Origin of the sequence: Pantoea sp. BR_17, assembly GCF_041955125.1 — a bacterium.
Taxonomy (GTDB): Bacteria; Pseudomonadota; Gammaproteobacteria; order Enterobacterales; family Enterobacteriaceae; genus Pantoea; species Pantoea stewartii.
The window spans coordinates 139,857-153,309 of the sequence record NZ_JAVAXT010000003.1; the positions used below are offsets into that span (position 1 = coordinate 139,857).

11 protein-coding genes are annotated in these 13,453 nt (G+C 55.2%); 3 read left to right on the plus strand and 8 right to left on the minus strand.

Annotation, left to right across the window (positions count from 1 at the left end; translation table 11 throughout):
* Positions 1–68 precede the first annotated feature (68 nt).
* Positions 69–1,397: a 30S ribosomal protein S12 methylthiotransferase RimO gene (gene rimO, locus RAC60_RS06770; RefSeq protein ID WP_039341398.1), complete on the plus strand. Its 1,329-nt coding sequence runs from the start codon at positions 69–71 to the stop codon at positions 1,395–1,397.
* Here the strand turns inward: rimO and RAC60_RS06775 are convergent.
* From RAC60_RS06775 to RAC60_RS06800, 6 genes are all read right to left on the minus strand, one after another.
* Positions 1,394–1,843 (minus strand): DUF4385 domain-containing protein, encoded by a 450-nt coding sequence (locus tag RAC60_RS06775; RefSeq protein WP_033737673.1) that lies wholly within the window; start codon positions 1,841–1,843, stop codon positions 1,394–1,396. The genes rimO and RAC60_RS06775 overlap by 4 nt on opposite strands.
* Positions 1,840–2,745 (minus strand): glutathione ABC transporter permease GsiD, encoded by a 906-nt coding sequence (gene gsiD / locus RAC60_RS06780; protein ID WP_039341402.1) that lies wholly within the window; start codon positions 2,743–2,745, stop codon positions 1,840–1,842. Before gsiD ends, RAC60_RS06775 begins: the two co-directional genes overlap by 4 nt.
* A complete protein-coding gene (gsiC, locus tag RAC60_RS06785; protein ID WP_058701044.1) occupies positions 2,745–3,671 on the minus strand; it encodes a glutathione ABC transporter permease GsiC in 927 nt (308 codons plus the stop codon). The genes gsiD and gsiC overlap by 1 nt, the downstream gene beginning before the upstream one ends.
* 109 nt (positions 3,672–3,780) lie before the next feature.
* Positions 3,781–5,316, minus strand: coding sequence for a glutathione ABC transporter substrate-binding protein GsiB (gene gsiB, locus RAC60_RS06790; protein ID WP_082999195.1), 1,536 nt, complete (start codon positions 5,314–5,316; stop codon positions 3,781–3,783).
* 54 nt (positions 5,317–5,370) lie between these two features.
* On the minus strand, positions 5,371–7,260 hold the full coding sequence (locus RAC60_RS06795; protein WP_324028683.1) for a dipeptide ABC transporter ATP-binding protein: 1,890 nt from the start codon (positions 7,258–7,260) through the stop codon (positions 5,371–5,373).
* Entirely contained in the window at positions 7,223–8,182 is a 960-nt protein-coding gene (locus RAC60_RS06800; RefSeq protein ID WP_033737675.1) for an isoaspartyl peptidase/L-asparaginase family protein, read from the minus strand. The genes RAC60_RS06795 and RAC60_RS06800 overlap by 38 nt, the downstream gene beginning before the upstream one ends.
* Positions 8,183–8,400: 218 nt before the next feature.
* On the opposite strand from RAC60_RS06800, the gene moeA reads away from it, so the two are divergent.
* Both moeA and moeB read left to right on the plus strand, forming a co-directional pair.
* Positions 8,401–9,636: a molybdopterin molybdotransferase MoeA gene (gene moeA / locus RAC60_RS06805; protein ID WP_375093125.1), complete on the plus strand. Its 1,236-nt coding sequence runs from the start codon at positions 8,401–8,403 to the stop codon at positions 9,634–9,636.
* Positions 9,637–10,404: a molybdopterin-synthase adenylyltransferase MoeB gene (moeB, locus tag RAC60_RS06810; protein ID WP_033737677.1), complete on the plus strand. Its 768-nt coding sequence runs from the start codon at positions 9,637–9,639 to the stop codon at positions 10,402–10,404. It begins immediately after the preceding gene.
* Between the two features lie 93 nt (positions 10,405–10,497).
* Here moeB and RAC60_RS06815 read toward each other — a convergent pair whose 3' ends face one another.
* Entirely contained in the window at positions 10,498–12,090 is a 1,593-nt protein-coding gene (locus tag RAC60_RS06815) for an ABC-F family ATPase (protein WP_039341417.1), read from the minus strand.
* Positions 12,091–12,411: 321 nt separating this feature from the next.
* Positions 12,412–12,813, minus strand: a complete 402-nt coding sequence (locus tag RAC60_RS06820; protein WP_014606234.1) for an H-NS family nucleoid-associated regulatory protein — start codon at positions 12,811–12,813, stop codon at positions 12,412–12,414.
* Between the last annotated feature and the right edge of the window lie 640 nt (positions 12,814–13,453).

Sequence of the window (13,453 nt, forward strand, 5' to 3'; positions counted from 1 at the left end):
CGCTACAATTTTCATCGCAACACAGGTAAAATCGCGCGCCATTGCTGTGCTGAACCGGAAACCACCTTATGTCCACTACTACTACACTGCCGCCGCGCGTGGGATTTGTCTCGCTTGGCTGCCCCAAAAACCTTGTCGACTCTGAGCGCATTCTGACGGAACTGCGCACCGAGGGCTATGAGGTGGTCCCACGCTATGACGATGCGGAAATCGTTATCGTCAACACCTGCGGATTCATCGACAGCGCCGTCCAGGAATCGCTGGAAGCGATCGGTGAAGCCCTGAACGAAAACGGCAAGGTGATTGTGACCGGCTGCCTGGGAGCGAAAGTCGACCAGATTCGCGAAGTGCACCCGAAGGTACTGGAAATCACCGGTCCGCACAGCTATGAACAAGTGCTGTCGCACGTGCACCGCTACGTGCCGAAGCCCCAACATAATCCGTTCCTGAGCCTGGTGCCGCAACAGGGCGTGAAGCTGACGCCGCGTCATTACGCTTACCTGAAAATTTCTGAAGGCTGCAACCATCGCTGCACCTTCTGTATCATCCCGTCTATGCGCGGCGATCTCGACAGTCGTGCCATTGGCGAAGTGCTGGACGAAGCAAAACGGCTGGTTGAAGCGGGCGTGAAAGAGTTGCTGGTCATTTCGCAGGATACCTCGGCTTACGGCGTGGACGTGAAACACCGCACAGGGTTCTGGAACGGCGCGCCGGTGAAAACCAGCATGGTGAGCCTGTGCGAGCAGTTAGCGAAACTCGGCGTGTGGGTTCGCCTGCATTATGTTTATCCTTATCCTCACGTGGACGACGTGATTCCACTGATGGCAGAAGGCAAGATTCTGCCGTATCTGGATATCCCGCTTCAGCACGCCAGCCCACGCATTCTGAAGCTGATGAAGCGTCCGGGTGCCGTGGAACGCACGCTGGAGCGCATTAAGCGCTGGCGTGAGATCTGCCCGACGCTGACGCTGCGCTCAACGTTTATTGTAGGCTTCCCCGGCGAAACCGAAGAAGACTTCCAGATGCTGCTCGACTTTATTAAAGAAGCGCGTCTGGATCGTGTGGGTTGCTTCCAGTACAGCCCGGTTGAAGGCGCAACGGCAAACCAGTTACCCGATCCGGTCGATGACGCAGTGAAACAGGAACGTTATGACCGCTTTATGCAGTTGCAGCAGCAGATCTCTGCCGAGCGCCTGCAGGAAAAAATCGGCCGTGAAATTATGGTCATCATCGATGAAGTCGATGAAGAAGGCGCGATTGGTCGCAGCATGGCTGACGCGCCAGAGATCGATGGTGCCGTCTATCTGAATGGCGAGAGCAACGTTAAGCCGGGCGATGTTCTGCGTGTCAAAGTGGAACATGCTGACGAATACGATTTGTGGGCGAGCCGCGTCTAACCATACTTCTGCTGGTGCGCTTTTTTGCGCGCCAGATAGTCGTCATCTGCCCGTAGCTTATCCCAGTACGCTTTGAAAATGGCCGCCGCAGCGGCCTTTTCTTCGTCCCTGCCCCGGGGCAACTCCTTGCCCTCCGCATCGTATTTTCGTCCGCCCTTATGGTTGCTGTAGCGGCGCGCGCGGGTGTAGCCCATTTGAATAAATTTGCGCGCCATGTCCATGCCCACAAAGTCATCCTGCTGGCGATAGGCTTCGAACAGCCGCATGATTTCTTCTGCCGAGGCTTTCGCAACCTCAACGGTACGAAAACGCCAGTGCGGCAGGATTTCGCCTTTATAGGGCTGGACCATCAGCACGCCCTGCTCACCGCGCCCGACCTGATAACGTTCAGGATGTTTGCGGAAGTCGATAGTGCTGAAGTCTTGTTCATAGTCAAAAGGTTTCATGTCTTCAGTTTAGGATCAAGTGCGTCACGTAGCCCGTCGCCAAGCAAATTAAAGGCTAAAACCGTGAAAAAAATAGCCAGTGCCGGAAAAATCGCCACGTGCGGCGCGATAACCATATCCGCGCGCGCTTCGTTGAGCATCGCGCCCCACTCTGGCGTCGGTGGCTGCGCGCCCAGCCCCAGAAATGACAGGCTTGCGGCGGTGATAATCGAGGTCCCGATGCGCATGGTGAAGTACACCACAATAGAGGATACCGTGCCGGGCAGCAGGTGACGTATCATGATCGTCCAGTCTGACGCTCCGATACTGCGGGCTGACTCGATGTAGGTTTGCCGTTTCAGTACCAGCGTATTGCCGCGCACCAGGCGGGCAAAGGCAGGAATACTGAATATCGCCACGGCGATAATGACGTTACTGATGCCACTGCCCATGATGGCCACGACGGCAATGGCCAGCAAAATGCCGGGAAACGCAAACAGCACGTCGCAGATGCGCATGGTGATCCTGTCCCACCAGCCTTCATAGTAGCCCGCCAGCAGTCCTGCCAGCGTCCCCACTATCGCCCCTATCGCGACGGAAACGAAGCCGGCGAGAAGCGAAATTCGGGTTCCCACCAGCACGCGGCTAAAGATATCGCGTCCCAGTGAATCCACGCCAAACCAGTGCACCAGTGAGGGGCCGTCGTTGAGTCGGTCGTAATCAAAGTAATTTTCTGCATCGAATGGCGCAACATACGGTGCCGTAAACGCCAGTACGATCAGCACCAGGACAAACAGGCCCGCCAGCAGAGCGACCGGCTGACGACGAAAGCGTCGCCAGAATTCCCGCCAGGGCGTTCTTACCCGGTTGCTGTCCAGCAGTGGCATGTGTTTGAGTGCCGCTTCCCGTCGCCAGTTTTTCATCAGGTGTCCTTAAAGCGAATCGCCGGGTTAATGACGGCATACAGCATATCGACAATCAGATTGATCAAAATAAACTCCAGCGAAAACAGCAATACCTCTGCCTGAATCACCGGATAGTCACGCATCTGTACCGAATCCACCAGCAGGCGTCCCAGCCCCGGCCAGTTGAACACGACCTCAACCACAATCGAGCCACCCAGCAGGAAACCAAACTGCAGGCCCATCATGGTGACCACCGGTATCATGGCATTCCGCAGACCGTGCTTAATCACCACGCGGTACTCACTGACGCCTTTGGCACGCGCGGTGCGCATGTAATCTTCCTGCATCACCTCCACAAAGGATGCCCGGGTGAAACGGGCCATCACAGCCGCTACCGCCGCGCCCAGCGTGAGAGAGGGCAAAATATAGTGCTGCCAGCTGTCTGCGCCCACCGTAGGCAACCAGCCCAACTGGACGGAAAACACGTCCATCAGTAACATGCCCAGGGCAAAAGCCGGAAAAGAGATACCCGAAACCGCGAGCGTCATGCCGAGGCGATCCGGCCAGCGATTGCGCCATACGGCCGAAACAATGCCGATCGCCATGCCCAGGATCACCGCCCACACCATGCTGGTGAGCGTCAGCCACAGGGTTGGCATAAAACGCGTAGCGATTTCCGCCGAAACCGGACGCCGGGAAACCAGCGACTGACCAAAATCCCCCTGCAGCGCATTGACGATAAAGTGCACGAACTGCACCGGCAGCGGTTTATCCAGGCCCAGCTCCTGACGGACCAATGCCACCACAGACGCATCGGCTTCCTGTCCGGCAATCAGCCGCGCCGGATCGCCCGGCAGCAGATGGACAAACAGAAACACCAGCACTGCCACGATAAACAGCGTGGGAATCAGGCCCAGCAGGCGTTTAAGAAAATAGTTAACCATGTGACATCCCACACAACAGTCAGCAGCGCAGCTGACCTGCCCGGTGCCTCATTGCTGACGAGGCACCGGGCATCACACATCCTGTTCAGGACAGAACAGGTCCGGCGACTTACTTCATCTCGGCGTCATCAAAACTGAATGACGTGTCCGGCATCATGTAAAAACCGCTCAGGTTTTTGCTGTGTGCGGACACCAGTTGCTCCACCACCAGCGGGATCCACGGATGATCGTTCCAGATGGTGTCCTGCGCATCTTTATACAGTTTGGCTTTTTCCGCCTGATCGGTCGTTTTCAGCGCGTCGGCCAGGTCTTTATCCACCTTCGGATTGCTGTAAAACGCCGTGTTGAAGATCGCCGGTGGCCAGGCTGCGGTTGCGAACAGCGGCGTCAGCGCCCAGTCGGCTTCCCCCGTTGAGGCTGACCAGCCAGTGTAGAACATGCGCACGCCGCTCTCTTTCTGGCCCTTGCCTTCCACTTCCGCTGCGCGCTGTCCCGCATCCATCGCGGTCACTTTCACCTTCACGCCGACCTGTGCCAGTTGCTGCTGAACAAACTGCAACACTTTCTGTGCCGTGCTGTGGTTATGCGACGACCAGAGCGTGGTGTCGAAACCGTTCGGATAACCCGCTTCTTTCAGCAACGCTTTTGCTTTAGCGGGATCGTAAGGAATGGGCGGATACGTTTGCGCATAGGCAATAGAGGGAGGCACTATGCCGGTGGCAGGTGTGGCATAACCGGCGAACGCAACTTTAACCAGTGCCTGGCGGTTGATCGCGTACTCCAGCGCCTCACGCACTTTCGGATTATCAAACGGTTTTTGTGTCACATTCAGGCTGATGTAGCGCTGCATGATGGAGGGCGATACCACCACGTCCAGCTTGCTGTCCTTCTCCAGCAATTTGGCCTGCTCATAAGGCACCGGGAAGGCAAAGTTCGCTTCACCGGTCTGCAGCATGGCCGCACGCGTATTGTTATCCACGACCGGGCGCCACGTAATGCTGTCGAGTTTGGGATAGCCTTTTTTCCAGTAGCCGTCCCATTTCTTCACCTTCACAAAATCGGTCTGATTCCAGGTCACAAATTCGAACGGCCCGGTGCCCACCGGATGAAAACCGATGTCCTTACCGTATTTTTTCAGGGCGGCAGGGGAAATCATCACCGCCGCAGGGTGCGCCAGAATATTAATAAAGGCCGAGAACGGCTGCTTCAGCGTAATTTTCACCGTCGTGGGATCGACCGCTTCCGTGCTGGCGATGTATTTAAACAGGTTATAACGTTTGAGATGGTTGTCGGGATTACTGGCCCGATCCAGGTTGACCTTGACCGCCTCGGCATTAAAGTCGGTGCCATCCTGAAACTTCACGCCTGAGTGCAGCTTGATGGTATAGGTCAGGCCATCGCCGCTCACCGTGTAACTGTCCGCCAGCACATTGGTCAGTTTCATATCTTTATCAAAGCCAAACAGCCCCTGATAAAATGATTTCGCGACCGCCTGGGACAAGGTGTCGTTAGCGTCATAGGGATCAAGCGTGGTGAAATTAGAGGCGACGGCGATCACCGCATCACCCGCGGCCCAGGCGGGCAGCGTCATGACGCTACTTAATATCCCTGCTGCCAGTAAGCTTCTACGCATCGTTATCTGCATTGTTTTCTCCTGTAATCCCTGTCTGATTTATCGCCGTGGCGATAGCGTATTATTTCAGATCGCGCTGGTGGCAGAGCGAGCCACAAAATGACCGGGGGCCACTTCCATCAGCGAAACCCGTTCGGGTTCATCGCCCAGTGCACGAATCGGGCTGGGGATCTCATCGACCAGCAGACTGCGCTCGCGTTGCCGACGTGTCGGGTCGGCAACCGGCACGGCGGCCATTAATTTTTGGGTATACGGATGATGTGGCTGCCCGAATACCGACTGACGTGGGCCGATTTCCACAATCTGTCCAAGATACATCACCGCTACGCGGTGGCTGATGCGCTCAACCACCGCCATATCATGGGAAATAAACAAAAAGGCGATACCAAATTCACGCTGAAGGTCGAGCATCAGGTTGATGATTTGTGCCTGAATGGAGACATCAAGCGCGGACACCGACTCATCGGCAATCACCACTTTGGGGTTCAGCGCCAGTGCCCGCGCGATGCAGATACGCTGACGCTGGCCACCCGAAAACTCATGCGGATAACGCTTTGCGTGTTCCGGCAGTAAGCCAACCTTTTCCAGTAACCAGGCCACGCGCTGTTCCGCTTCGCGTCGTGGCATCACCTTGTGAACCAGCAGCGGCTCCATAATCGAAAATCCCACCGTCAGGCGCGGATCGAGCGATGCATAAGGGTCCTGGAAGATAAACTGAATATCGCGCCGCAGATGCGCCAGCGCCGCTCCCGAAAGATCGTTAATACGCTGCCCGTCAAAGGTAATGCTGCCTCCCTGACTGGCGACTAGTTTCAGCAGTGAACGTCCGGTGGTCGATTTACCGCACCCGGACTCCCCTACCAGCGCCAGCGTTTCGCCTGCATACAGATCAAAGCTGATGTTCTCGACCGCATGCACCCGGCTCGTTACGCGATTCAGTAATCCTGAGCGAATATCGAAGCGCGTGACCAGATTGCGCACCTGCAGGATGGGCGGGCGATCGTGACGTACGGTGTTTTGCGGTACGTCGGGTGCCGCATCGTTGAGCAGGAGAGGAAATTTCGCGGGCAGCGGCTGGTCCTGCATCGCACCCAGGGTCGGGACAACGGCCAGCAACGCCCGGGTGTAAGGCTGCTGCGGTGCGCTGAACAGCTCGGCGGTAGGGGCGTTTTCCAGCACCTCACCGCGATACATCACCTGGACGCGGTCCGCCATTTCCGCCACCACGCCCATATCGTGAGTGATAAAAATCACGCCCATCTGCATCTCTTTCTGCAGCTCGCGGATCAGTTGCAGGATCTGGGCCTGAATCGTCACGTCCAGAGCAGTGGTCGGCTCGTCGGCAATCAGCAGCGCAGGCTTACACGACAGGGCCATCGCAATCATCACGCGCTGCCGCATACCGCCGGAAAGCTGGTGAGGATAACGGCGCAGCATACTTTGTGCGTCAGGAATGCGTACCCGATCCAGCATACGACGCGCTTCCGTCAGGGCTTCGGACTGGCTTTTACCCTGATGCAGTCGAATGGATTCTGCGATCTGATCGCCTACCGTAAACACCGGATTCAGCGAGGTCATCGGTTCCTGGAAAATCATGGCCATATCCGCGCCGCGCACCCTGCGCATCTGACCGCGCGGCATCCGCATCAGATCCAGTGCCTCACCACTGCGTCGACGCAGCCGTATCTCGCCACTGACCTCTGCGCTGTCCTGCGCCAACAGGCGCATGATCGCCAGTGAGGTGACGGATTTGCCCGAGCCGGACTCGCCCACTAAAGCCAGCGTTTCGCCGCGAAACACATCAAGTGAAAGATGACGCACGGCTTCGGTCACCTGGCCGTCATGGTGAAAACGTACGTTCAGGTCGCGCACCGCCAACACCTGTTCGGGAGACAGAGGGAGCCTGTCAGGCTGGCTGTTAGCTTTCACGGTAAATTGCGACCTCTGCGACGTCATCCACCCGGGCAACAGCCCGGTACATGCCTTCGCTGTTGAACGGCAGTGCCACATTGCCCTCCCGATCAACCGCAATCAGCCCACCGCTGCCGCCCAGCTCCAGCACGCTGTCATGAATCACATTGACGCTGGCCTGTTGTAATGTCCGCCCGGCGTAACGCATTTGTGCCGCCACATCGTAGGCCGCCAGGGTGCGGATAAACACTTCGCCAGTGCCGGTGCAGGACACCGCCGCGCTGTCGTTACTGGCATAGCAGCCTGCGCCAGGCAACGGTGAGTCGCCTACGCGCCCCTGCTGTTTATTGGTCATGCCGCCGGTCGATGTCGCCGCCGCCAGGTTTCCCGCCAAATCCAGCGCCACGGCACCGACCGTGCCAAACTTACGATCCGGGTCAAGAGGATCGCCGCCCTGGGCGGCGCCATCGTGGTCAAGCACAGCGGCATCGCTGCGCAGCGCCCGTTGCAGTTGCTCCAGGCGTTCAGGCGTGGAAAAGAAATCCGGTTCAACCTGCTCAAGCCCCTGCGCAAACGCAAAGGCTTCGGCCCCTTCCCCGATCAACAGGACATGCGGGCTGTGGTCTAACAGCGCACGCGCTGCCAGTACCGGGTTGCGCAGCCGGGAGACGCCCGCCACTGCCCCAGCCTGCAGCGTTCTGCCATCCATGATGCTGGCATCCAGCTCATGTGTGCCCTGATGGGTAAACACAGCCCCTTTACCCGCATTAAACAGCGGGCACTCTTCCAGCCTGCGCACCGCTTCAGTCACCACATCCAGCGCGGATGCGCCCTGCGCCAGCAGGGTTTGGCCATGTGTCACAATATCGTGAAGCGCCTGACGATAAGCCTGTTCTTTCTCTGCGCTCATGGCAGCACGCGTAATTGCGCCTGCGCCGCCATGAATGGCGATCACTGCTTTAGCCATACTGCGTTACCCTGTGGTTGCATCAGAAGGAAAAACACTGATTTTGAATGGTTTTACGTCTTGTTAGCGTATTTTTGAATATAGAAAGCCCGCCATAGCTTGTAAAGCGGAAACTGGTCCCGCGCTAATAACCTTTCGTTGTGGCTTATACCGATGTGACTCTGAGGATAAAAGCCACCATAATAGTCAGCAATTGCAACAGACAGACTGAGACAATAATGGAAAGCTTTACTGCCGGACTGATTTCCCTTGAAGACGCGCAACAGAAGATGCTGGCGCAACTGACGCCCATCACCGAATCCCTGGATGTGCCCCTGACCGACGCGGCCGGGCGCATCACCGCCTGCAGCGTGACCTCCCCCATTGATGTACCGCCTTTTAACAACTCAGCCATGGACGGTTATGCCGTCAGGCTTGCTGATGTGCAAGAGAGTCAGCCCTTAACGGTTGCCGGTAAAGCCTTTGCCGGTGCGCCGTTTTCGGGTGACTGGCCTGCGGGCAGTGTTATCAGAATCATGACGGGCGCGCCGGTACCGGACGGCTGCGATGCCGTCGTCATGCAGGAGCAAACCCACCTGCAGGGCGAACAGATTGTTATTGATGCGCCCGTAAAAGCCGGACAAAACATCCGCCTGATCGGCGATGATATCCGGGCAGGCCATCAGGTCCTTGCGCCTGGCGTGCGCCTGGGCGCTGCGGAACTGCCGTTGCTGGCCTCATTAGGCATCGCCACGGTGAAGGTGCTGCGCAAACTGCGCGTGGCAATTTTCTCCACCGGGGATGAGCTGCAACCCGTGGGCCAGCCGCTGTCTGACGGGCAAATCTATGACACCAACCGGTTTTCCATCTCCCTCATGCTGCATAAGCTGGGCTGCGAGGTAATCGATCTTGGCATTGTTCGCGACGATCCGGTCGCCCTGCGGGCTGCCTTTATGGACGCCGATCGCCAGGCCGATGTGGTCATCAGCACCGGCGGTGTCTCTGTTGGTGAAGCCGACTTTACTAAGGCGATGCTGGAGGAACTGGGCAGTATTCGCTTCTGGAAGCTGGCCATTAAACCGGGCAAACCTTTCGCCTTTGGCCGCCTGGCAAACAGCTGGTTCTGCGGCCTGCCCGGCAATCCGGTCTCGGCCGTCGTGACCTTTTATCAACTGGTGCAGCCCCTGCTGGCCCGTCTGACCGGACAGTCAGCTTCGGCTTTACCGCCACGTCAGCGCGTGCGTACAGCAAGCGCACTGAAAAAATCGCCAGGCCGTCTGGATTTTCAGCGCGGTGTGCTACGGCGAAATGCTGAGGGTGAAACAGAAGTCATCAGCACGGGTGCCCAGGGTTCGCATGTGTACAGCTCGTTTTCACAGGCTAACTGCTTTATCGTACTGGAGCGTGAGCGCGGCTATGTCGAGGCGGGAGAATGGGTAGATGTTGAGCCCTTCAACGCCCTGCTGGAGGGATAAATGCTACCCGAACTCAGCCACGAGGAAATGCTGCGCTATAACCGGCAAATTGTCCTGCGGGGGTTTGACTTTGACGGACAGGAAGCCCTGAAGGCCAGCCATGTGTTGGTCGTGGGCCTGGGCGGTTTAGGCTGTGCAGCCGCACCTTATCTGGCGGCAGCAGGCGTCGGTCACCTGTCTCTGCTGGATTTTGATACGGTTTCGCTCTCAAACCTGCAGCGACAGATTCTGCATCATGATGCGGATATTGGTCGGGCCAAGGTCGAATCCGCCCGGGCACGCCTGGCGGAGATCAATCCCCACTGTCAGTTATATCCTGTCCACGGCCAGTTGGACGATAACGCGTTGCGGGCGCTCATCGCCAGGCAGCAGGTTGTGGTCGACTGCACGGATAATGTCAGCGTGCGTGAACAGCTTAACCGGCTTTGTTATGAACTGAAGGTGCCTCTGGTTTCGGGCGCGGCGATTCGCATGGAAGGTCAGTTGAGTGTGTTTGACTGGCAGCCTGGTGCGCCCTGCTACCGCTGTATCAGCCGTTTGTTTGGCGCTCAGGTGCTCAGCTGCGTGGAAGCCGGTGTAATGGCGCCGCTGGTGGGCGTTGTCGGTGCCATGCAGGCGATGGAAGCAATAAAGCTGCTGACCCGGTTTGGCACGCCCGCGCGCTCACGTTTGCTCATGTATGATGCCATGCGCGCAGAGTTTCGCACGATGCATGTCGCACAGGATCCGAATTGTGAAGTCTGTGGCCATTCTGAGTGCACAGGCTAAAGGCCGGTCTGATTGAACGCTGAGCGTGAGCGATTACAAAAGGCGGGTCAATGCACGAAAGAAAACGGGGTAGTCAGCGCTACCCCGCAGGTCTTAAACGATGCCCTGACTGCGCAGGTAGTCTTCGTAATTCCCGGTGAAATCGACGATGCGATCCGCCTTGATTTCCATAACACGCGTCGCCAGTGAGCTGACGAATTCACGGTCATGGGAAACGAAAATCAGCGTGCCTTCATACATTTCCAGCGCCATGTTTAATGACTCGATGGATTCCATATCCAGGTGGTTGGTGGGTTCATCCATAATCAGAATGTTAGGCTTCTGCATCATCAGCTTGCCGAACAGCATGCGCCCTTTCTCACCACCCGACAGCACCTTGGCGGGCTTTTTAATGTCGTCCTGAGAAAACAACAGGCGGCCAAGAATACCGCGTACGGCCTGCTCATCATCGCCCGGCTGCTTCCACTGACTCATCCAGTCAAAAACCGTCAGATCGTCAGCAAAATCGTCTGCGTGGTCCTGCGCGTAATAGCCAATTTTGGCATTCTCGGACCATTTAACGCTGCCGCTTTCTGGCGTCAGTTCGCCGACCAGGGTTTTTAACAGCGTGGATTTACCGATACCGTTAGCCCCTAATATCGCCAGTTTTTCACCGACTTCCAGCAGCAGATTAAGATTTTTGAACAGAGGACCGTTATCAAAGCCTTTCGTCAGGCCTTCCACTTCCAGCGCATTACGGAACAGTTTCTTATCCTGTTCAAAACGGATATATGGATTCTGACGGCTGGAGGCTTTCACTTCTTCCAGTTTTATTTTATCCATTTGTTTAGCGCGCGAGGTGGCCTGACGCGATTTAGAAGCGTTGGCACTAAAGCGGCTGACAAACGACTGCAGATCGGCAATTTGCGCTTTTTTCTTGGCGTTATCCGCTAACAGACGTTCACGCGCCTGGGTGGCCGCGGTCATATATTCATCATAATTACCGGAATAAACGCGCAGCTCGCCATAGTCCAGATCGGCCATGTGCGTGCAGACCATATTGAGGAAGTGACGGTCGTGCGAAATGATAATCATGGTGCTGTCGCGTTCGTTTAACACCTGCTCCAGCCAACGGATGGTGTCGATATCCAGGTTGTTGGTCGGTTCGTCCAGCAGCAAAATATCCGGATTAGAAAACAAGGCCTGGGCTAAAAGAACGCGTAATTTAAAGCCTGGCGCAATTTCGCTCATCGGCCCGTAATGCTGTTCAACCGGGATGCCCACGCCAAGTAATAATTCACCGGCGCGCGATTCCGCGCTGTAACCATCCATTTCGCCATACTGTACTTCCAGGTCTGCGACTTTGTAGCCTTCCTCTTCGCTCATTTCGGGCAGGGAATAAATACGGTCACGTTCCTGTTTCACTTCCCATAATTCATGGTGCCCCATGATTACCGTATCAATCACACTATATTGTTCAAAAGCGAACTGGTCCTGGCGTAATTTACCAATACGTTCATTGGGATCGTAGGAAACATTGCCGCCCGACGGCACCAAATCGCCACCCAAAATCTTCATGAAGGTGGATTTTCCGCTGCCGTTCGCACCGATTAAACCGTACCGATTACCGCCGCCAAATTTAACGGAGATATTTTCGAACAGTGGCTTGCTGCCAAACTGCATGGTGATATTGCTGCTAACTAACACGGCATTGACCTTAGTGAAGAGAGTGGATGGAAAACGGCGGCTATTATGCCAGATGTGACGTAGCGCACGCCAGTCTCCGGCTACCCTTGCATGAGTGTCTGTTGAAAACGCATGACTTTTTATTTTCACTGCCCGTACGTTTGCCGCTTAACCCAGCCGCTGGCTAAACGTACCGGACGCTGCGCAGAGGGGAAGCCCTACCTGCGCACGCCACACCGGGTGCATGACAGCGAGAGTAATAAAGCAAAGAGCAGGGTTTTTTAAATAAAAAAAGCCGGCGACATAAATGTCGCCGGCTACCACTTACAAGGATTGTGTCGATTAATCGATCAGGAAGCTGTCCAGGCTTTTACCTTCGTCCAGCGCTTTTTTAATTGCTGCTGGCGTGCGGCCCTGGCCGGTCCATGATTTTTTCTCGCCATTTTCGTCGGTGTAAGAATATTTAGCCGGACGTGGCGCACGCTTAGTGCGTTTTTTACCCTGCTCCAGCGCACCTAATAATTCATTAGGATCGATGCCATCAGCCAACAGCATTTCGCGATATTTCGATAACTTCTCTTCTTTTTCACGATTCTGTTGTTCTTCAGCGTGCGCTTCTTCACGACGTTCCGTTACTACAACGGTCAATTTCTCAAGAATTTCTTCCAGATCGCTCAGTGGCAGTTCACGAGCCTGGGCACGTAATGTGCGAATGTTGTTTAGAACTTTAAATGCGTCACTCATCACAATATCCTTGATTAAGGGGTTTAATTAAACTGTAGCGTCAAGATTACCTAATTCAAATAAAAAAATAAATTAATTTATTACTACAGATAATTCCGATAGGTTTTTTAAATGTCAGTGAAGTATTCAGAATGCTTATGTGGAGAGATAATTAACCTCAAATTAACACTAAATGCCTGCTATCCTTGCACAATGTAAACGATTTCATTGATTACACTTACTGTATGAATTCGCTATGCGCTTTTAAATTTTAACGCTGAATATTTTTTAACACCGGTGAAGAATTTGGATTAATTTGCCTGTCCTGACTCAGACGTTCTCCGCCCGGAACACGCGGTCTGTGAACAAAATAGCTGACGTCGGGTACGAGGTTTATCGCGCTTTGCCACAATAATATCGGCTTTATGGCGAATAAAATGTGGGGATATTGCCTTTGTCCCCCTTCACTCCCCGACAAAAATGCTGCATCGGCACAGGCAAGGCGACGGCGTTTCATAGCCGTTATAAGGTTGAATACATTTACAGACAATTTATGCTTCACAGTAAGTGCGCCGGCTAAATAGCCAGCAACCCTTTTAAACCACCAGCTTTAAGGGTGATTAAATGAGTTTACTGAACGATATAACAGATAAATAATAAA

Excerpts from the sequence above, each read along its gene's own strand:
- gsiC (WP_058701044.1), bottom strand. The coding sequence starts at position 3,671 with ATGGTTAACTATTTTCTTAAACGCCTGCTGGGCCTGATTCCCACGCTG.
- gsiB (WP_082999195.1), bottom strand. The coding sequence starts at position 5,316 with ATGCAGATAACGATGCGTAGAAGCTTACTGGCAGCAGGGATATTAAGT.
- RAC60_RS06795 (WP_324028683.1), bottom strand. The coding sequence starts at position 7,260 with ATGACGTCGCAGAGGTCGCAATTTACCGTGAAAGCTAACAGCCAGCCT.
- rimO (WP_039341398.1), top strand. The coding sequence starts at position 69 with ATGTCCACTACTACTACACTGCCGCCGCGCGTGGGATTTGTCTCGCTT.
- gsiD (WP_039341402.1), bottom strand. The coding sequence starts at position 2,745 with ATGAAAAACTGGCGACGGGAAGCGGCACTCAAACACATGCCACTGCTG.
- moeB (WP_033737677.1), top strand. The coding sequence starts at position 9,637 with ATGCTACCCGAACTCAGCCACGAGGAAATGCTGCGCTATAACCGGCAA.
- RAC60_RS06800 (WP_033737675.1), bottom strand. The coding sequence starts at position 8,182 with ATGGCTAAAGCAGTGATCGCCATTCATGGCGGCGCAGGCGCAATTACG.
- RAC60_RS06820 (WP_014606234.1), bottom strand. The coding sequence starts at position 12,813 with ATGAGTGACGCATTTAAAGTTCTAAACAACATTCGCACATTACGTGCC.
- moeA (WP_375093125.1), top strand. The coding sequence starts at position 8,401 with ATGGAAAGCTTTACTGCCGGACTGATTTCCCTTGAAGACGCGCAACAG.
- RAC60_RS06775 (WP_033737673.1), bottom strand. The coding sequence starts at position 1,843 with ATGAAACCTTTTGACTATGAACAAGACTTCAGCACTATCGACTTCCGC.